Here is a 17,693-nt window from a genome sequence, read left to right as displayed (position 1 = left end):
GGTGGTGGCAGGGGGTTCCGGCCAAGGTGCCCCCCTACTTGCCGGGCAGCGGTATGCGTTACCCTTCGAATTCTTTGTCCATACAAATACGCAGCCGGCAGGGAAACCGGTGCGCCAATCCCGATAAACAATGCCCGCGAAGCCTGCTAGGATTGGCGCTTCGCTTCAATCAACCCGGCCGTGGGATCGGCCCCGGAGACTCTCTGAATGACCCGTATTATCGAGTTCCTGATCGCCTTGGGGATCGTGGCTGGCCTGTTCGTCATCATTGGCGTATGTCTGCCGGGCGAGCGTCACATCACCGAAAGCATCGAGACCAACCGCAAGATGACGATCGTGTACGACACGGTCAGCAGCCTGCGCCGCTTCAAGGACTGGAACCCGCTGGTACTGCGCGATCCCGCCGTTGAACTGAAGCTGTCCGGCCCGGCCTCCGGCAAGGGTGCCACCCTGGACTTCACCTCCAAGGACCTGGGCACCGGCTCCTGGAAGATCACCGACGCCGAAGAGAACAAGCGCGTTGCGATCGCCATCGAAGACGCCACCAAGGGTCACGACAAGGTCACCACCTTCACCCTGGAGCCGACCGGCAAGGGTGGCCGCAACGTGAAGATCACCCAGGACTACTCGGTGAAGTACGGCTTCGACCTGTTCGGCCGTTATGCAGGCCTGTATGTCAGCCGCCAGATCGGCGACGACATCAAGATGGGCCTGTCGCGCATGGCCAACATGCTGGCTACCGTCCCGAACGTCGACTACCGCACGCCGGAAGCCCCGCTGACCGATCTGGCCATCGTCGATGTGCCGGCTGAGGATCTGCTGGTCGTCAACGCCGGTAACGTGGACCGCGGTCAGGACACGATCACCAAGTCCATCAAGGACAACCAGGAGTGGATCAAGCGCGTGATGGAGGCCAATGGCCTTGAAGCCGCCGGTCCGTTCCGCATCATCACCACCGACTTCGGCCAGGAGAAGTACGCCTTCGACATCGCCCAGCCGGTGAAGAAGAAGGGTGCTGAAGGTGCCACCGCTGAAGCCCTGACCGTCAAGATCGACGGTGGCGCTCCGGTGAAGTACGTGCACGTGGCTCCGCACCGCTCGGCACATGCGGCCTACACCGGCCACATGGCGGGTCTGGACGTTGCCCGCAACGGCCTGCGCGCCTGGGCTGTGACCTCCGGCAACGAAGTGATCGACCGTCCGTACGAAACCTGGAAGGATGGCATCGACAAGTCGTTCACCCCGGAAGGTACCTACGACATTTACTGGGCCGTCAAGTAAGCCTCGGCTGACCCATGTAGTGTTGGACACGAAAACGCGCCGCTCATTGCGGCGCGTTTTTTTTCATCTGGCGCCCGGAAAGGGTGCTGTGCAAGGAGCCCCCATGTTCAACCTGGAACGTCGCGCACGTAAGCCTTCCCTGCTGGCCTGCCTTGGTGCGCTGCTGGCGGCGGCCTCGATCGGCCTGTCCGCCTACGCATCGCACGGTGTGGCTGACCCGCTGGCGCAGCAGCACCTGAACATGGCGGCACTGTATGCGTTCGCGCATGGCGCGGTGCTGGTGGCGCTTGGCCCGCGTGCGCAGGGGGCGACCGCGCACCTGGCGCTGTACGTGCTGCTGCTGGGCGTGTTGCTGTTTTCCGGCAGCCTGGTGGGCGGTGCCTTGTGGCAGTGGCCGACGCGGATGGCGCCGATCGGGGGCACCAGCATGATGGCCGGGTGGGTGTTGCTGGCGATCAATGCGTTGAGGCGGTGACTGAGTCGAGGTTGTTTCTTCGATCCATGCTGATGCGATCTGCGCCGTCCATGGGCGTTACTCTTCTTTTCGCGCGAAAAGAAAAGTAACCAAAAGAAACGCGCCGCCGGCCGCGAGCCGGTGCTGCGCACCGGTCCCCTGCGCTCCTCGGCCCGTCGAGGGGCGGTGCGGGAACTCGCTGCGCTCAGACACCCGCACCTCTTCGCCCTCGCCGGACCTGCGGTGCTCGGCTCGCTTGAAGGCGGACCCAACAGCCGCGCGCTGATCCGTTGTAGAGGCTTCGAGCGAAGCGACCGGCTTCTGTCTTTGCCTTCTTGTTCCATCTCGTGGTGGGCGCGCGCGGAATCCGCCCGGACAGCTCCATGAATTTCGCCCTGCGGCCGCCACGAGGGGCTCAGCCGTTGGCCGGCCTCCAGCACCAGTGCCACGGTTCGTAGACGATGCCGTGCGGGTTTTCGCGCGGGTAACTCAGATGGAAGCCGTGCCCGCCGGCATGCGCCTGCAGCCACGCGAACGCGTTGGTGGCTTCGAACGATTCTTCAGCCGGCGCGTCGCCCGGTGTGCCGATGTCCAGCGCGTGGCCGCTGTGGTGTTCGCTGAAACCCGGTGCGGCATTCACCTTCAGGATCTCGGCCACGCTCAAGCCGCGCGCCAGCTTCCGTTCGAAGATGCCCAACTGGTAGGCATGGCTGCGGAAGCCGGAGATGGCATCCAGCGCAATTCCATCCTGTGCCGCGTGCAGTCGCATCCGTCGCCAGCCCTGCGCGGCGCCACGGCGCAGCCACAATGGGCGTGCAAAGCGGTCGCGACCGGCGAAGTGCAGCAGGCACGGCTCGGATTCCAGCGGCAGGCCGCTGTCGTCGGCATAGCGCTGTGCATCCAGGCCAAGCTGCTGCAGGCGCTGCTGCAACCCGGCCAGCGGCAGCCACTGATCTTCCAGTCCGGCGCCGAAGGGCCGTGCAGCCGCGGCATCCAGCAGTGCCAGTGCTTCCTCGACCCCGGGTTCGCGCGGCAGGCGCGGCACCATGGCGTGCACACCCTGCGCCAGTACCACCGCCAGATAGCGGCCATCACGCTTGCGCCGCAGCACCCACTGCGCCTGCGACAGCAGGCGTGCATCCAGGTTGCTGCGTGCGCGCAACAGGTGGGCGGGCCACAGCTCGATGGCCTCGGTATTGATCAGCAGGGGCGCGCGTCGTTGCATCGCCGCAGCTTACTGCCGTGGCGCCGACGCGGCCACCTTGCGCAGCGCATCGAGCAGCGACTGCGGCCGGTCCACACTGAGCAGCAGCGTGCTGCCATCACTGACCGGCAGGGCGAGCACACGCGCACGGTCGGTGACCAGGGCGAAGCCCTTGCCGCCTCCCTGCAGGCGAAAGTGGCCCGAGTAGAAGCCCGGCATTGAATAGCCATTGGTTTTGACACGGATGCCGTAGCGGCGGTCACGCTGCAGGTCGACCACCTCGGCCTGGTCCAGCCGCAACTGCGCCACCGGCACCCGCCGCCGGTACATCGTTGAACGCACGTCCAGCACATCGCCGGCCAGTTCCACCCGGCGGCGGAAGAAGGCCGTGCCCAGTCCAATGCCCAGCAGGGCAATCACCAGCAGGCTCCATGCCGCACTGCCGCCCATCCGGAACCAGGGCGGCGACAGCGTTACTTCGATCCAGGGTGCGCTCGCCGGTGCCTTGTACAGCTGCGCATACAGGCAGGCCACGAAGGCAGCCAGCAGCGGCAGCACGATCCAGAGCACGCGCAGCGGCGAGCTCTCGGCCACGTCAAAGGGTTTCGGGTCGCTGCCGCCCATGGTTCAGGCCTCCTTCTTGAACACCAGCATCGCCGGGCGCATCGGCGCCGGGATGATGATGTTGACCAGTTCCCAGCCCAGTTGGCCCTGGCGGCTGAGTTCGGCCTGCACGTCCTCGGGCTTGAGTACACCCATCATGGACGTCTTGACCTCGATGGTCTGGTAGCTCCAGCGCTTGCTCACTCCTTGTCCTCCGGCGATGGCTTGGGTCTCGGCAGGCGTCCTGCCTTGCGCAAGGCGTCGCGCAGTACGTATTCGATCTGCGCGTTGAGGCTGCGCAGCTCGTCGTCAGCCCAGCGCTGTGCCGCTGCCAGGACCTCGGCATTGATGCGCAGCGGATAGGCTTTCTTCTCACTCATGAAAACTCCTGGCGGGGCGGTGGGGGCGCCCCGTTGCGAGGATGGCTCAGTAAAGCGAACCGGCGTTGACGATCGGTTGGGTGCCGCGGTCCGAGCACAGCACGGTCAGCAGGTTGCTGACCATGTGCGCCTTGCGTTCCTCGTCCAGTTCAACCACGCCATTCTTCTGCAGTTCGGCCAAGGCCATTTCGACCATGCCGACTGCACCGGCCACGATGCGCGTGCGCGCGGCGATCACCGCGTTGGCCTGCTGACGCTGCAGCATGGCCTGGGCAATTTCAGCGGCGTAGGCCAGGTGGCTGATGCGTGCGTCGATCACCTGCACGCCGGCGTCGGCCAGACGCTCGGCCAGCTCGTTCTTCAGGTGCTGGGAAATCTCGCTGGCGTGGCTGCGCAGGGCCAGCTGGCCATCCTCGTGCTGGTCGTAGGGATAGCTGGTGGCCATCGCGCGCAACGCCGATTCCGACTGGATGTGCACGAAGCTCTCGTAGTCGTCCACGTTGTAGACCGCCTCGGAGGCATCGACCACCTGCCAGACGATCACCGCAGCGATCTCGATCGGGCTGCCGTCCAGCTCGTTGACCTTCAGCTTGCCGCTCTCGAAGTTGCGCACGCGCTGGCTGACCCGGCGCTTGGCATAGAAGGGGTTGTTCCAGCGCAGGCCGTTGTCCTTGACCGTGCCCACGTACTTGCCGAACAGGCTCAGCACGGCGGCCTGGTTGGGCTGGATGGTGTACAGGCCGGCCAGGATGAACACGCCCAGCGCCACCAGCAGGGCGCCCAGCAGCATCAGCAGCAGGTTGGGCGAGCCGGCACTGGCCTTGGCTGCCACTCCCAGTACGAACAGGGCGGCGCCAGCGAGGGCGACGAGCAGGGCGCCGGCCAGCGTGCCGAGGCCGTTGAGGGAAGACAGCGACTTCTCTTTCATGGCGGTACGTCCTTGAGGGTTCGGAATGAAGATATCAAAGTGATATCACTTGTCGGCTACCGTTCGTCGGATGCCGTGGCCGGGGCGGTCGGCCAGCTAGAATGCCCACCCGCCTTCACATCGCTGCTGGAATCGCCATGGCCAAGCTTGGAACTCCGTTGTCCCCCTCCGCCACCCGTGTGCTGCTGCTGGGCTCGGGCGAACTCGGCAAGGAGGTGGCCATCGAGCTGCAGCGGCTGGGCGTGGAGGTGATCGCCGCCGATCGCTATGCCGATGCGCCGGCCATGCAGGTCGCGCACCGCTCGCACGTGATCGACATGCTCGACGCGATGGCCCTGCGTGCGCTGATCGCCCAGGAGCGGCCGCACCTGGTGGTGCCGGAGATCGAGGCCATCCACACCGAAACCCTGGTCCAGCTGGAACAGGAACAGGGCCTGCGGGTGATCCCGACCGCGCGCGCTGCGCGCCTGACCATGGACCGCGAAGGCATCCGCCGCCTCGCCGCCGAGACCCTGGGCCTGCCGACCTCGCCGTACCGCTTCGTCGATACCGAGGCCGAATACCGTGCTGCCGTGGCCGCCATCGGCCTGCCGTGCGTGGTCAAGCCGGTGATGTCGTCCTCGGGCAAGGGCCAGAGCACCCTGCGCAGCGAGGCGGACATCGCACCCGCCTGGGAGTACGCGCAGACCGGTGGCCGTGCCGGTGCCGGCCGCTGCATCGTCGAAGGCTTCATCGATTTCGATTACGAGATCACCCTGCTGACCGTGCGCCATGCCGGCGGCACCTCGTTCTGCGCGCCGATCGGCCATCTGCAGAAGGATGGTGATTATCGCGAAAGCTGGCAGCCGCAGCCGATGTCGAGCGCGGCACTGGCGCGTGCCGAAGAGATTTCGCGCGCGATCACCGATGACCTTGGCGGCTGGGGCCTGTTCGGCGTCGAGCTGTTCGTGAAGGGTGATGAGGTGTGGTTCAGCGAAGTGTCGCCGCGCCCGCACGACACCGGCCTGGTGACGCTGGTATCGCAGGAACTGAGCGAATTCGCGCTGCATGCGCGCGCCATCCTTGGCCTGCCGATTCCGGTGATCCGCCAGAGCGGCCCGTCGGCATCGTGCGCGCTGCTGGCCCACGGCGAGGGCGTGCCGTACTTCAACAACGTCGCCGCCGCGCTGCAGGTGCCGGACACCGCCGTGCGCCTGTTCGGCAAGCCGAGCGTGCATGGCCACCGCCGCGTGGGCGTGACCCTGGCGCGCGCGGAAACCATCGACGAAGCACGCGCCATCGCGCGTGATGCCGCCGACGCCATCGGCGTCGAACTGCGCCCCTGAAAAAGGAGCGACGACCAACGGTCGTCGCCTACCGAAACCCGGTGGGTACCGACCGTTGGTCGGTACGCTGCTCTACCGCACGTCCACCCACACCAGATGATGGTCGCTGCCGTCGGCGATCTTCGCTTCCGGGCTTTCATTGGCCGGCCAGAAGATACCGCTGCCGACGTATTCGAAACCGGTCGAGGGCAGCACGTAGTCCAGGCGCATGGTGCCGGACTTCGGGCCGAAATCGCCGGTGGCGTGGAACGGTGCGCCCTTGCGCTCGATGCCCTTGGCCGCATAGGCCAGGCTGGTCTGCTCGCCGCCGACGCTGCGCGGGGTGGGGTAGCGCAGCACGCGGGCGTTCTCGATCAGCTCGACGATCGCCTCATGGCGACCGTCGCCGTCGACCGGGTCGTTGTTGAGGTCGCCGAGGATCACGAAGCGCGCGTCCTGCGCCAGGCCGCCGCACTGGCCCTTGTCGTCGCACAGCCACGGCTTGTCACCCTTGGACAGGTATTCCTGCCACAGGCGCAGTTCGTCGTGGTTGCGCGCCGCGTTGCGCTTCTCCGGACCGTCGAACACCGGCGGGGTCGGATGCGAGACCAGCGCATGCACCACGCCGGCCGGGGTCTTCACCGGCACGTCCCAATGCGACTTCGACGACAGGCGCAGCTGCGACCACACGTGGTCGTTGTAGAAGCTCTTGCCGGTACGCGGATCGACCGGGCGGATCGCACCGGGCATCGCGCTCCACTTCAGCAGCTGGAAGCTGCGCACCTTGGCTTCATCGATCGGGTAGCGCGACAGCACCAGCATGCCGTACTGGCCCGGGTGCAGGCCGTAGCCCCATGCATCGTTGCCGCGGCTGCGGCCTTCGCCACCGACCACGCCGTTGTTGTCCAGGTCCAGCCCGCTGGGCACGCCGGTGTTGACCGGTGCCAGGTAGCGGTAGGCGAAGTGCAGCGGCTTGTCGCCGCCGGGCTGGGCCACTTCCAGGTAGCGCTTCTGGAACAGGTCGGCGGCGCGATGGGCGTCGTCGAAATCGAATTCGTTCAGCAGCACCAGGTCCGGGCGCACCTGCTGCAGCACCGCGGCGATCTTGCGCGCGTGCTCGCTGTCGCCTTCCAGTTCCTTGATCAGGCCACCGGCGTCGTCGGAGTACAGCGAGGTGTTGTAGGTGGCCAGGCGCAGCGCTGCGGACGGCTTTTCGGTCATCGCGGGGGACGTGGCGAAGGCAGGGGCGGTGGCGCCGCAGAGCAGGGCCAGGGCGAGGATCAGGGGATGGCGGCGGGTCATGTTCATGGGCCGTATTGTGCACCCGGCCCGGTGTCAGCGGTTTGTCAGCGCCCGTCCAGATCATTGTCGAAATCGTGCCAGCGGCGGCCATCGTAGGCTTCCAGCGGATGGAAGCGACGTTTGTAGTCCATCTTCTGGTGGCCGCGGATCCAGTAGCCCAGATACACGTGCGGCAGCCCCTCGCGGCGCGCCCATTCGATCTGCTGCAGGATTGCGAAGGTGCCCAGCCCGCGCGCGGCGTGGTCCGGGTCGAAGAAGGTGTAGACCGCCGACAGGCCGTGCTCGGTGACGTCGGTCACCGCCACCCCCAGCAGCTGGCTGGGCTGGCCGTCGTCGCCGGGCAGGCGCATTTCCATGAAGCGTGTGTGCGACCAGCTGCCGATCAGGAACTGCTCGAACTCGTGCGGGCCGTGATCGTCCATGCCGCCATTGGCGTGACGGTGGGTGAGGTAGCGGTGGTACAGCGCGAACAGGTCGTCGCGGGCGGTGGCGGCGGTGATCCGCACCTCCAGGTCGGCATTGCGGGCGGCGCAGCGGCGTTGGCTGCGGTCCGGAGCGAAGCGTGCCACCGGGATCCGCACTGCGACGCAGGCCTGGCAGTGCGCGCAGTGCGGCCGGTAGACCAGGTCGCCACTGCGGCGGAAGCCCCAGCTCAGTGCCAGTGGATAGAGCGCGCCGAGGCGGCGGTCGTTCGGGTCCAGCACCAGGTCGCGTGCTACCCGGTCCGACCAGTACCCGCAGGGGTGCTCGCCGGTCTGGAAAAGTCGCAGTTCGTCGTCTCTGTCGCCATGTATCGCCATGGGCACAGCATAGCCCCAGGTTGTCGCAGTGGCGGCGACTGTCCGGCGGATGAATGGAATCGGCAGTAGCGTCAACCGACGTCGCGCCCGGGCGTTGTTGTCTCCCGAGGGTGAAGTGATCACCCCGACGCTGTTCCCATCCCCAGGAGTGACCTCATGATCCGTACCCCCCTGCTGCTGGCCCTGCTGCTGGGCACCTCCGCTTCCGGTATCGCGCTGGCGGCCGACACCCCGACCACGCCCGCGCCGCGCCCGGCCAGGCTGGACACCAACGGCGACGGCGTCATCGACCGCAGCGAGGCCGCCGCCAACCCGCGCCTGGCCGCGAAGTTCGACGAGCTGGACAAGAACAAGGACGGCAAGCTCTCGCGCGATGAGCTGCCGCGCTGGCAGCATGGGCGACGTGGCCACGGCGGTGAGCGCTGGGCCAAGCTGGACGTCAACAAGGACGGCCGCATCAGCCGCGAGGAAGCCAAGGCCGATCCGCGCCTGGCCGCGCGCTTCGACCAGCTTGATCTGAACAAGGACGGCTACCTGGACAAGGCCGACCGCGAGCTGCGCATGAAGCAGCATCGTGATGCCTGGTTCGCTGCCGCCGACACCAACAAGGATGGCCAGCTGAGCAAGGCCGAGTTCGACGCTGCCAAGGGCCCGATGCACGGTGGCCCGCGCCATGGCGGTCCGCGTGATGGCGCTGCGCCGAAGCCGCAGCGCTGAGGTTCAATGCAGTGATTGATGACAACGCCGGCGTACTGCCGGCGTTGTCCGTTACACGTTTCCGTTGCGCATCAGCGCATATACCACCAGGCCGATCACGAATACGTTCGCCCCGATGATGCCGGTGCGCCCGTACACGGATTCATATTTCCAGTTGGTTCCGCTGCGGCCGCGCCGCGCTGAATCGCGCGCGATCATGGGTGCCATCACGCGCTGCAGCGGCACCAGGCACTGGTAGTTCACCGTACCCAGGCCGATGACGAGAATCGCAAGTTGCAGCCAGATTGGCACCTGCAGCATCTGCGAGATCAGCAGGCTGGTGCAGACGACCATCGCGGTGAACGTATTGAGGTGCACGAAGCGCCGCACTGCTGTTCGTTCCTGCTGGGTGTCTGCGAAGCGCAGCAGGAAGCGGCCACCCAGATAGCTGCCGATGATGCCGCCGACGACGCCACCGGCAACGGTGGCCCAGTCGCTGGCGGGAATCAGGTGCAGCTGGCTGGCGGCGGCCGTCAGTGAACCCATGGCAGCCCCGCCTGCGGCACTGACGCCGCCCAGGCCCAGCTTGCTGCCGCCCACGCCGACACCGGTGCCGAGCAGGATCGCTGCGCTGGCCGTGCCGGGCGCGGCCACCAGTACCATCGAAGCCACCGCCGTGGCGAATGCGGCGCTCGGCGCGCTGCTGCGCGCGAACTCACCGAAGCGCTGCAGCAGGCCGTCGCGCACCAGGGCACGTGCACGTGACAGGCGCTTGCGCACGGCCGCATCGCTGAGCCCGAGCAGATCGGCGACCTGTTGCGAGCGCTGCCCTTCGCGGTAGTACAGCAGCAGGACTTCGCGGCTGTCGGCCGGCAACGCTGAAATGATGTCCTCGGCGGCGATCTCTTCTTCCACCCGCTGCAGGCGGTCGGCCGCGCCCGGGGCCGGGTCGGCGGCCATGCCCATCGCTACCTCGGCCGCCTCGCCGGTCAGCGGCCGGCCACGTTGTGCACGCAGCCAGTCGCGGGCCAGGTTGCGGGTGATCTGCCGCAGCCAGGGCAGGAAGCTGGTCGCGCTGCGCAGCTGGTGCAGCTGCTGCCAGCCCTTGACGAAGGCTTCCTGGGCGATGTCCTCGCTGGCCTGGCGGTCGCGGGTGATGGCCAGCGCGATGGCGGTGACCGTGTTCTGGCAGGCCAGCACGATACGGCCATAGGCGTGCTGGCAACCGCTGGCGGCGGCCGGCAGTTCGCGTTCCAGGGTCTGGTCGATCGATGCGGCGAACGTCGTCATGGCGGCGGCTCTCCTGCTGGGATTGTGTCCCATGACGGAGCCGCGCGCCCAATGTGACCGACTTTCTTTGCGGTAGTGCCGGCCGCTGGCCGGCATCCTCATGACAAAAAAGGGGACGGAGGGGATTAAGTCGTTTGAGGCACATACGACTTAATCCCCTCCGTCCCCTTTTTTGCGGCTGCCGGCCAGCGGCCGGCACTACCCGTGCGTCATTTTGAGGGCTGGATGCGGACCCGGACTTCTTCTTCCTCTTCCGGCGCGGCCTGCGGTGCCGGCTGTGCCTGCTGCGGCTGGGCCTGCGGGGCAGGGGCCGGTGCGACCGGTGCCGGGGCACCACGATGGCGCAGGCCGATCACCAACGCCACGCCGGCGATCACCACCAGCAGGGCGATGCGGATGCGCCAGGCCCAGCTGCGGCCGCCGCTGCCCGGTTCCGGCGCGTCGCGGAAGGCGAACTCGGCGGTCGGGTGGTCGCGACGGGTGGTGTCGAGCAGGCGCGCCTCGCGCAGGATTTCACGCGCGCGCGGCTGGTCGTCGGCGCGTACGATCCACACCGCCGGATAGGCGTTGGCGTTGCCCAGGTCGGTATAGCTGAACTGACCGCGGCGGCGGGTCTTGTACGAGCGCCCGTTGGTCACCTTGACGTCGATGCCATGCTCGCGCAGGAGCTCGGCCACGCCTTCGACGGTTTCCACGCGCTGGCTGCTGAAGATCTGGCGCATGGGGTTACTCCTTGGCTGGCACGGCAGCGGCCGCGGCCTGGTCGGGAACGACGCGGATCAGGCCTTCCTGCGCGGTGCTGGCCACCAGCACGCCATTGCGGGTGAAGAACTGGCCGCGGGCCAGGCCGCGCGAATCCTGCGCGCTGGGGCTGTCCAGCGAATACAGCAGCCAGTCGTCGGCGCGGAACGGGCGGTGGAACCAGATCGCGTGGTCGAGCGAGGCCATCTGCACGTGCGGGTGGTAGTAGCTGATACCGTGCGGGAAGGTCGCCGTGCCCAGCAGGTGGAAGTCGGAGGCGTAAGCCAGCAGCGCCTGGTGCAGCTCCGGCGCATCGCCCACCGGTTCGCTCAGGCGCAGCCACACCTGGTGGTAGGGCGGGCGCTTGGGTGGGTTCAGTTCGTCGCGCGGGTACACGTGGCGGAACTCGAACGGGCCACCGCGCGACAGCCAGCGCTGCACCTTGATCGGCAGGCGTTCGAGCACTTCCGCCGGCAGCGGACGATTCGGCTCGATGTCTTCCGGCTGTGGCACTTCGGGCATCTTGTGCTGGTGCTCGGCGCCGGTCTCGGCCTGCTGGAACGAGGCCGCGCAGAAGAAGATCACCTTGCCGTGCTGGATCGCGGTGACCCGGCGCACCGAGAAGCTGCCGCCGTCGCGGGTACGGTCCACGTCGTAGACGATCGGGTGGTCGATGTTGCCGGCGCGCAGGAAATAGGCGTGCAGTGAGTGCACGTGGCGGCCATTGTCGACCGTGGCCTGCGCTGCGGCCAGCGCCTGGCCCAGCACTTGCCCGCCGAACACGTACTTGGTGCCGATGTCGCGGCTCTGCCCGCGGAACAGGTTGTCCTCCAGACGCTCCAGCGTGAGCAGGTCGATCAGCTCGGAGACGACGGGTTCGGGCGTGTCGTTCAAGGGGGGGCGGCCACAGCAGTGAAGAGGCCCCGATTATACCGGTGCAGGCCAGCCCATCATCGGTAGTGCCGGCCGCTGGCCGGCAGCCACAGGCGTCCCGGAAGGATTGCCTGGTTGCCGGCCAGCGCCCGGCACTACCGTTTACTTGCCCAGCCGGGCTACCAGTGCCTGCAGGGCGTTCTGTGCGTCCGGGGCGAACCAGGCCTCGACGAAGCGGTCCAGCTGGATCAGGTCCGGGTGCAGCGCCTCATGCAGGTCGGCACGGGCAATCGCGCGGGTCAGCAGCATCGGCTGGCGCGGCTGCTTGAGCAGGTTCTGCAGCCAAGCGATGGCGCGTGCCACCACCAGGTCTCCCTCGGCCAGCTCATCCACCAGGCCGATCTGCAGCGCCTGTTCGGCCGGCACCAGCGAACCGGTGGTCAGCAGCACACCGGCGCGGTGCACGCCCACCGCACGGCGCAGCAGGCGCTGGATGCCCTCCGGCGCAATCAGGCCGACCTGCACCTCGTTCAGGCCGATGGCATACGGCCGCGACGGATCGGCGCTGCGCGCCATCACCCGGTAGTCGCAGCACAGGGCCAGCACGCAGCCACCCGCCGGGGCGTGGCCGGTGATCGCCGCGACCACCGGAATGCGGCTCTCGGCCAACGTGCGCACGGCGCCAAAGAAGGCGTTCCAGGTGTCCAACAACTTGTGCTTGTCATCGCCATGCGAGAGCAGGTGCGGCACGTCCATGCCGCCGGTGAAGACGCGCTCGCTGCCCGACAGCACGATGCCATGCGCGTCTTCGGCCATGGCCAGCTCGATGGCATGGATCAACTGCCGGCACAGTTCGGTGTCCAGTGCGTTGACCGGCGGCCGTGCCAGGCGCAGTTCGCGGATGGGGCCATGGTTGATCACCTCGATGAGCGTCGTCATGCTGCGGTCTCGTTGCGAAGAAGGAACCTGGGCGATGATAACCAAACCATTCGTTGGCGTACTGTGGGTCCTGTGTGCGACCGCAGCATCGGCCTCGGCCGCCGAACCGGCGTGCGTCACGGTGGAGCAGGGCTGGGCGCGGTTGCCTCCGAATCCGGCAATGCCGATGACCGCCGGCTACGGCGTCATCCACAATCGCTGCAGTATGGCGGTGGCGATCACCGGCGCGACCAGCAGCAGCTTCGGTGATGTGTCGCTGCACGAGACCACGATTGTCGACGGGGTCAGCCGGATGCGCGCGATCGAGCGCCTGCCGCTGGCAGCCGGCGCGCGTGCCGAGCTCAAGCCCGGCGGCCTGCACCTGATGCTGATGCAGGGCAAGGGCGCGCTGAAGGAAGGGCAGGTGCTGCCGCTGCGGCTGCAGCTGGAAGGGGGGGGTGAAGCGAGCGCGACGCTGACCGTGCGCAAGGCTGCGAAATGACGGTCGGGTAGTGCCGGCCGCTGGCCGGCAGCACGGGCAATGCCGGCCAGCGGCCGGCACTACCAAACAGGCTTACGACCAGTCGTAAGAGAACAGCACCGTGCGGCTGACCGGCTCGTACAGCATCACGATCGCGTCGGCACCGGTGGCGCACCAGTTGTAGCCGGCTACGTCGGCCACGGCGAAGAATTTGTTGCCATCGCGGGTGATGATCACCGTTTCGGCATCGTCCGCAGCATTGGGGTCATCGGCCGCCTCGGTGAAGCCCAGTTCGAAGGCTGCGGGAATCTCCGCGGTCTCGGTCCAGTTGCCGAAACCAATGGGGCCACCCAGCGTATCCAGATAATCGCGCTCGCTGGCCTCACCCTTGCCGTAGCGCGAGTAGCAGGCGAGACGGCCGTGCGTGGCATGGTAGTCGCGGGCCTTGGCGTAGCTCTCGCGCATCTGCGCGATGTGTTCCTGTGCGTCCTTGTCCTGTACCGCATCGCCGATGAAATAGCCCTCGTTGCCGAGGAAGCGCATCTGGTTGCCGGCGGTCAGTTCGAAGGCGATCCAGTTGGTGCCGGTGAAATCGTTGTGGTGTTCTTCGGTGGTCTCGCCGATGCAGCCGTCGTACGGCTCGATCGGGCACAGCATCGTTGCCACCTGGCCAGCCAGTTCCGGGCGCAGCACGCCCAGGTCGATCTTCAGCAGCGGCAGCAGGTGCTGGCCGAGCCAGGCCTGGTCGGCGGGAAAGACGTCGGTGGGGAAGGGGACCATGCCGGGCAGCAGGTCGCGCAGTTCGGTCTGGTGGATCATGTCAGTCCTTTGATCAGTGTCGGTCGTGCCGGCCGCTGGCCGGCAACCTCATTGCAGCCAATGCGTGCCGACCAAGGTCGGCACCCACCAGGGCGCGTCAGGTAGAGGCGCTGCGGATCGCCTCCGGCAGCGGTGCGCTCTTGCCGGTCTGGGTATCCATCCAGACCACCACCACGTTGCCATCGGAATACAGCTTCGAATCGTCCTGCTGATCGACGATGCGGTGGCCGATGGTCACGCTGCTGTTGCCCAGGCGCTCGACGAACAGTTCGACCACGATGTCGTTGGGCCACACGATCGGCAGCCGGTAATTGACGTTGGTCGCGGCCACCACCGGTGCGATGCGGTCGGTCATCGATACGCCGTCCACGCCCAGCATCCAGCGCACGCGCGCTTCCTCCAGGTAGGAAATGTACTTGGCGTTGTTGACGTGGCCCATGCTGTCCATGTCACGCCAGCGTACGCTGATCGGGATGCGGGCCAGGATCTTGTGTTCGCTGCTCATCAGGCGTCCTTCTTCTTGGTCGTGCTCTTGCTGGCCTTGCCGGTGCTCTTGGCAGCCACCGCCTTCTTCGCCACCTTGGCCGGCTTCTCAGGCTTCACCTTGCGCGGCGGGCGGGCATCGGGCTTGTTGGCCACGGCGGCTGGCTGTTCCGGGCGCGCGCTGGTGGACGGCAGCATGCGGGCCAGGAACTGGCCGGTGTACGACTGCGGGCAGGCCGCCACGTCTTCTGGCGTGCCGGTGACCAGGATGGTGCCACCGCGATGCCCGCCTTCCGGGCCCAGATCGACGATCCAGTCGGCGGTCTTGATCACGTCCAGGTTGTGCTCGATCACCACCACCGTGTTGCCCTCGTCGCGCAGCTTGTGCAGCACGCCCAGCAGCGCTTCGATGTCGTGGAAGTGCAGGCCGGTGGTCGGTTCGTCGAGGATGTACAGGGTGCGGCCGGTATCGCGGCGCGACAGTTCCTTGGACAGCTTCACGCGCTGCGCTTCACCACCAGACAGCGTGGTCGCGCTCTGGCCCAGCTTGATGTAGCTCAGGCCGACGTCGACCAGCGTTTCCAGCTTGCGCGCGATTGACGGCACCGGCTCGAACAGCTTCAGCGCATCCTCGACGGTCATTTCCAGCACGTCGTTGATGTTGAAACCCTTGTACAGGATCTCCAGCGTTTCGCGGTTGTAGCGCTTGCCATGGCAGACGTCGCAGGGCACGTACACGTCCGGCAGGAAGTGCATCTCGACCTTGATCAGGCCGTCGCCCTGGCAGGCTTCGCAGCGGCCGCCGCGCACGTTGAAGCTGAAGCGGCCCGGCGAATAGCCGCGCGCACGCGCCTCAGGCACCTGTGCGAACAGTTCGCGCAGTGGAGTGAACAGGCCGGTGTAAGTGGCCGGGTTGGAACGCGGGGTGCGGCCGATCGGCGACTGGTCGATGTCCACCACCTTGTCGAACAGGTCCAGGCCATCGATCTCCTTGTACGGGGCGATCGGGTGCGAGGAACCGTTGATCTCGTTGGCGGCCAGCGAGAACAGGGTGTCGTTGATCAGGGTCGACTTGCCCGAGCCGGACACGCCGGTCACGCAGGTCAGCAGGCCCGATGGAATCGCCAGGTCCACGCCCTTCAGGTTGTTGCCGCTGGCCCCGCGCAGGTGCAGGGTCATCTTCGGGTTCGGTTTGTGCCGGCGCGCCGGAATCTCGATCGCGCGCTTGCCGGACAGGTACTGGCCGGTCAGCGAGCGCGGGGCTTCCAGGATGTCCTGCAGGGTGCCCTGGCCGACGATCTCGCCGCCATGAACGCCCGCGCCCGGGCCGATGTCCAGCACATAGTCGGCCAGACGGATCGCATCCTCGTCATGCTCCACCACGATCACCGTGTTGCCCAGGTCGCGCAGGCGGGTGAGGGTGCCGAGCAGGCGTTCGTTGTCGCGCTGGTGCAGGCCGATGGACGGCTCGTCGAGCACGTACATCACGCCGACCAGGCCGGCGCCGATCTGGCTGGCCAGGCGGATGCGCTGTGCCTCACCACCGGACAGGGTGTCGGCCTTGCGCTCCAGGGTCAGGTAATCCAGGCCCACATCGACCAGGAAGCCGAGGCGTTCGCCGATTTCCTTGACGATCTTCGCGGCGATTTCGCCACGCCAGCCCGGCAGGCTCAGTTCGCTGAAGAACTTCAGCGCCTCGTCGATCGGCAGCACCACCAGGTCCGGCAGCGGGCGGTCGGCCACGAACACGTTGCGAGCCGCCTTGTTCAGGCGCGCGCCGTGGCATTCCGGGCACGGCTGCTCGCTGATGTACTTGGACAGTTCTTCGCGCACCGCCGGCGACTCGGTTTCCTTGTAGCGGCGTTCGAGGTTGGGAATGATGCCCTCGAAGCGGTGCTTGCGCTGGGTGCGGCCACCGGCTTCGGTGAAGTAGGTGAAGGTGATCGCTTCGTCGCCGCTGCCGTACAGCACGGCCTGCTGCACCTTGGCCGGCAGCGAGTTCCACGCCGCGTCGACGTCGAACCGGTAGTGCTTGGCCAGCGAAGCGATCAGCTGGAAGTAGTAGGCGTTGCGGCGGTCCCAGCCGCGCACCGCACCGGCGGCCAGCGACAGTTCGGGATGCACCACCACGCGCGAGGGGTCGAAGAACTCGGCCATGCCCAGGCCATCGCAGCCGGGGCAGGCGCCCATCGGTGCGTTGAACGAGAACAGGCGCGGTTCCAGCTCCGGCAGCGAGTAATCGCAGACCGGGCAGGAATACTTGGAGGAGAACAGCGTCGGCGCGGTTTCGGTGTTGTCCAGGCTCTGCACCGAGGCCATGCCGTCGCCCAGCTTCAGCGCGGTCTCGAAGCTCTCGGCCAGGCGCTGCTTGATGTCCTCGCGCGGGCGGAAGCGGTCGATCACCGCCTCGATGGTGTGCTTCTGGCGCAGTGCCAGCGGCGGCACCGCGTCGATTTCATGCAGCTCGCCGTCCACGCGCACACGGACGAAGCCCTGCGCACGCAGCTGGTCGAACACCTGCGCATGCTCGCCCTTGCGGTCGCGGATGACCGGCGCCAGCAGCATGTAGCGCTGTTCCGGGTCCAGCGTCAGCACCTGGTCGACCATCTGGCTGACCGTCTGCGCTTCCAGCGGATAGCCGTGGTCCGGGCAGCGCGGGGTGCCGACGCGGGCGTACAGCAGGCGCAGGTAGTCGTAGATCTCGGTGATCGTGCCGACGGTCGAACGCGGGTTGTGCGAGGTCGACTTCTGCTCGATCGAGATGGCCGGGGACAGGCCTTCGATGTGGTCCAGGTCCGGCTTTTCCATCACGCTCAGGAACTGGCGCGCATAGGCCGACAACGACTCGACATAGCGGCGCTGGCCTTCTGCATAGATGGTGTCGAACGCCAGCGAGGACTTGCCCGAGCCGGACAGGCCGGTGATCACGATCAGCTTGTCGCGGGGCAGGTCGAGGTCGAGGTTCTTCAGGTTGTGCGTCCGCGCGCCGCGGATGCGGATGAAATCCATCGCCATGGGGGATCCGGTTGTGGGGGCGTTGGCTGGGTGCCGGGCCAGCAGGGAACGGCAATCGGTCAGCCTACCGAGGTGACCAGATGGGGGCAATGGGCGACAATGCCAGCCCGGTGTCTCACCT

Annotated in this window: 19 protein-coding genes; 5 read left to right on the top strand and 14 right to left on the bottom strand. The window is 67.0% G+C overall.

Translation table 11 applies throughout. The annotated features are described in order from the left end of the window. Positions 1–207 precede the first annotated feature (207 nt). Positions 208–1,281 carry a polyketide cyclase gene (locus AC5P9F_RS01995; RefSeq protein WP_005408538.1) on the top strand — a complete coding sequence of 358 codons (1,074 nt, stop codon included), beginning with the start codon at positions 208–210 and terminating at the stop codon, positions 1,279–1,281. Between the two features lie 103 nt (positions 1,282–1,384). Beyond that, entirely contained in the window at positions 1,385–1,756 is a 372-nt protein-coding gene (locus AC5P9F_RS01990) for a DUF423 domain-containing protein (protein ID WP_005408539.1), read from the top strand. A 394-nt stretch (positions 1,757–2,150) separates the two neighbouring features. Here the strand turns inward: AC5P9F_RS01990 and AC5P9F_RS01985 are convergent, their stop codons facing one another. From AC5P9F_RS01985 to AC5P9F_RS01965, 5 genes are read right to left on the bottom strand one after another with little or no spacing between them, the layout of a single operon-like run. Beyond that, positions 2,151–2,960 (bottom strand): M15 family metallopeptidase, encoded by an 810-nt coding sequence (locus tag AC5P9F_RS01985; protein WP_044569655.1) that lies wholly within the window; start codon positions 2,958–2,960, stop codon positions 2,151–2,153. Between the two features lie 9 nt (positions 2,961–2,969). Further along, positions 2,970–3,563 (bottom strand): PH domain-containing protein, encoded by a 594-nt coding sequence (locus tag AC5P9F_RS01980; protein WP_274850105.1) that lies wholly within the window; start codon positions 3,561–3,563, stop codon positions 2,970–2,972. Between the two features lie 3 nt (positions 3,564–3,566). Next, positions 3,567–3,746: a DUF4177 domain-containing protein gene (locus AC5P9F_RS01975; protein ID WP_005408542.1), complete on the bottom strand. Its 180-nt coding sequence runs from the start codon at positions 3,744–3,746 to the stop codon at positions 3,567–3,569. Then, positions 3,743–3,922: a type II toxin-antitoxin system antitoxin gene (locus AC5P9F_RS01970; RefSeq protein ID WP_049404701.1), complete on the bottom strand. Its 180-nt coding sequence runs from the start codon at positions 3,920–3,922 to the stop codon at positions 3,743–3,745. Before AC5P9F_RS01970 ends, AC5P9F_RS01975 begins: the two co-directional genes overlap by 4 nt. A gap of 46 nt (positions 3,923–3,968) precedes the next feature. Then, entirely contained in the window at positions 3,969–4,850 is an 882-nt protein-coding gene (locus tag AC5P9F_RS01965; protein ID WP_005408544.1) for an SPFH domain-containing protein, read from the bottom strand. Positions 4,851–4,987: 137 nt separating this feature from the next. Between AC5P9F_RS01965 and purT the strand changes: the two genes are divergently transcribed. Next, positions 4,988–6,175, top strand: coding sequence for a formate-dependent phosphoribosylglycinamide formyltransferase (gene purT, locus AC5P9F_RS01960; protein ID WP_043034130.1), 1,188 nt, complete (start codon positions 4,988–4,990; stop codon positions 6,173–6,175). Between the two features lie 72 nt (positions 6,176–6,247). On the opposite strand, the gene AC5P9F_RS01955 is transcribed toward purT, so the two are convergent. Together AC5P9F_RS01955 and AC5P9F_RS01950 are read right to left on the bottom strand one after the other, a co-directional pair. Further along, complete coding sequence (locus tag AC5P9F_RS01955) at positions 6,248–7,462, bottom strand: endonuclease/exonuclease/phosphatase family protein (protein WP_099524479.1); 1,215 nt, start codon at positions 7,460–7,462, stop codon at positions 6,248–6,250. Between the two features lie 38 nt (positions 7,463–7,500). Then, a complete protein-coding gene (locus AC5P9F_RS01950) occupies positions 7,501–8,256 on the bottom strand; it encodes an arginyltransferase (RefSeq protein ID WP_049395530.1) in 756 nt (251 codons plus the stop codon). A gap of 156 nt (positions 8,257–8,412) precedes the next feature. Here AC5P9F_RS01950 and AC5P9F_RS01945 point away from each other — a divergent pair, with 156 nt between their 5' ends. Then, a complete protein-coding gene (locus AC5P9F_RS01945) occupies positions 8,413–8,973 on the top strand; it encodes an EF-hand domain-containing protein (RefSeq protein WP_005412620.1) in 561 nt (186 codons plus the stop codon). Positions 8,974–9,024: 51 nt separating this feature from the next. Here the strand turns inward: AC5P9F_RS01945 and AC5P9F_RS01940 are convergent, their stop codons facing one another. The 4 genes from AC5P9F_RS01940 to AC5P9F_RS01925 all read right to left on the bottom strand — a co-directional run bounded on the left by AC5P9F_RS01940 (position 9,025) and on the right by AC5P9F_RS01925 (position 12,795). Continuing rightward, positions 9,025–10,242, bottom strand: a complete 1,218-nt coding sequence (locus AC5P9F_RS01940) for an RNA polymerase sigma factor (RefSeq protein ID WP_308680208.1) — start codon at positions 10,240–10,242, stop codon at positions 9,025–9,027. A gap of 209 nt (positions 10,243–10,451) precedes the next feature. Next, positions 10,452–10,964, bottom strand: a complete 513-nt coding sequence (locus tag AC5P9F_RS01935) for a pathogenicity-like protein (RefSeq protein ID WP_049404707.1) — start codon at positions 10,962–10,964, stop codon at positions 10,452–10,454. A 4-nt stretch (positions 10,965–10,968) separates the two neighbouring features. Then, on the bottom strand, positions 10,969–11,877 hold the full coding sequence (gene tesB / locus AC5P9F_RS01930) for an acyl-CoA thioesterase II (protein ID WP_005412623.1): 909 nt from the start codon (positions 11,875–11,877) through the stop codon (positions 10,969–10,971). Positions 11,878–12,018: 141 nt separating this feature from the next. Continuing rightward, the gene (locus tag AC5P9F_RS01925) at positions 12,019–12,795 is read right to left on the bottom strand and encodes an enoyl-CoA hydratase/isomerase family protein (RefSeq protein ID WP_012479449.1); all 777 of its coding nucleotides are present in this window, start codon (positions 12,793–12,795) and stop codon (positions 12,019–12,021) included. Between the two features lie 34 nt (positions 12,796–12,829). On the opposite strand from AC5P9F_RS01925, the gene AC5P9F_RS01920 reads away from it, so the two are divergent. Further along, complete coding sequence (locus AC5P9F_RS01920) at positions 12,830–13,276, top strand: copper chaperone PCu(A)C (protein ID WP_012479450.1); 447 nt, start codon at positions 12,830–12,832, stop codon at positions 13,274–13,276. 72 nt (positions 13,277–13,348) lie between these two features. Here the strand turns inward: AC5P9F_RS01920 and AC5P9F_RS01915 are convergent, their stop codons facing one another. The 3 genes from AC5P9F_RS01915 to uvrA form a co-directional block, all read right to left on the bottom strand. Next, complete coding sequence (locus AC5P9F_RS01915) at positions 13,349–14,074, bottom strand: hypothetical protein (RefSeq protein ID WP_012479451.1); 726 nt, start codon at positions 14,072–14,074, stop codon at positions 13,349–13,351. Positions 14,075–14,171: 97 nt separating this feature from the next. After that, positions 14,172–14,579 carry an acyl-CoA thioesterase gene (locus AC5P9F_RS01910; protein WP_033833359.1) on the bottom strand — a complete coding sequence of 136 codons (408 nt, stop codon included), beginning with the start codon at positions 14,577–14,579 and terminating at the stop codon, positions 14,172–14,174. Further along, positions 14,579–17,572, bottom strand: coding sequence for an excinuclease ABC subunit UvrA (gene uvrA / locus AC5P9F_RS01905; protein ID WP_024957497.1), 2,994 nt, complete (start codon positions 17,570–17,572; stop codon positions 14,579–14,581). Before uvrA ends, AC5P9F_RS01910 begins: the two co-directional genes overlap by 1 nt. Positions 17,573–17,693 lie beyond the last annotated feature (121 nt).

This window comes from Stenotrophomonas sp. YJH_SMC_4 (assembly GCF_059371575.1).
This window is presented reverse-complemented; position numbering and strand designations above follow the sequence as displayed.

Coding starts and splice junctions, on each gene's coding strand:
- AC5P9F_RS01995 (WP_005408538.1), top strand. CDS start 208: ATGACCCGTATTATCGAGTTCCTGATCGCCTTGGGGATCGTGGCTGGC.
- AC5P9F_RS01990 (WP_005408539.1), top strand. CDS start 1,385: ATGTTCAACCTGGAACGTCGCGCACGTAAGCCTTCCCTGCTGGCCTGC.
- AC5P9F_RS01985 (WP_044569655.1), bottom strand. CDS start 2,960: ATGCAACGACGCGCGCCCCTGCTGATCAATACCGAGGCCATCGAGCTG.
- AC5P9F_RS01980 (WP_274850105.1), bottom strand. CDS start 3,563: ATGGGCGGCAGCGACCCGAAACCCTTTGACGTGGCCGAGAGCTCGCCG.
- AC5P9F_RS01970 (WP_049404701.1), bottom strand. CDS start 3,922: ATGAGTGAGAAGAAAGCCTATCCGCTGCGCATCAATGCCGAGGTCCTG.
- AC5P9F_RS01965 (WP_005408544.1), bottom strand. CDS start 4,850: ATGAAAGAGAAGTCGCTGTCTTCCCTCAACGGCCTCGGCACGCTGGCC.
- purT (WP_043034130.1), top strand. CDS start 4,988: ATGGCCAAGCTTGGAACTCCGTTGTCCCCCTCCGCCACCCGTGTGCTG.
- AC5P9F_RS01955 (WP_099524479.1), bottom strand. CDS start 7,462: ATGAACATGACCCGCCGCCATCCCCTGATCCTCGCCCTGGCCCTGCTC.
- AC5P9F_RS01950 (WP_049395530.1), bottom strand. CDS start 8,256: ATGGCGATACATGGCGACAGAGACGACGAACTGCGACTTTTCCAGACC.
- AC5P9F_RS01945 (WP_005412620.1), top strand. CDS start 8,413: ATGATCCGTACCCCCCTGCTGCTGGCCCTGCTGCTGGGCACCTCCGCT.
- AC5P9F_RS01940 (WP_308680208.1), bottom strand. CDS start 10,242: ATGACGACGTTCGCCGCATCGATCGACCAGACCCTGGAACGCGAACTG.
- AC5P9F_RS01935 (WP_049404707.1), bottom strand. CDS start 10,964: ATGCGCCAGATCTTCAGCAGCCAGCGCGTGGAAACCGTCGAAGGCGTG.
- AC5P9F_RS01925 (WP_012479449.1), bottom strand. CDS start 12,795: ATGACGACGCTCATCGAGGTGATCAACCATGGCCCCATCCGCGAACTG.
- AC5P9F_RS01920 (WP_012479450.1), top strand. CDS start 12,830: ATGATAACCAAACCATTCGTTGGCGTACTGTGGGTCCTGTGTGCGACC.
- AC5P9F_RS01915 (WP_012479451.1), bottom strand. CDS start 14,074: ATGATCCACCAGACCGAACTGCGCGACCTGCTGCCCGGCATGGTCCCC.
- AC5P9F_RS01910 (WP_033833359.1), bottom strand. CDS start 14,579: ATGAGCAGCGAACACAAGATCCTGGCCCGCATCCCGATCAGCGTACGC.
- uvrA (WP_024957497.1), bottom strand. CDS start 17,572: ATGGCGATGGATTTCATCCGCATCCGCGGCGCGCGGACGCACAACCTG.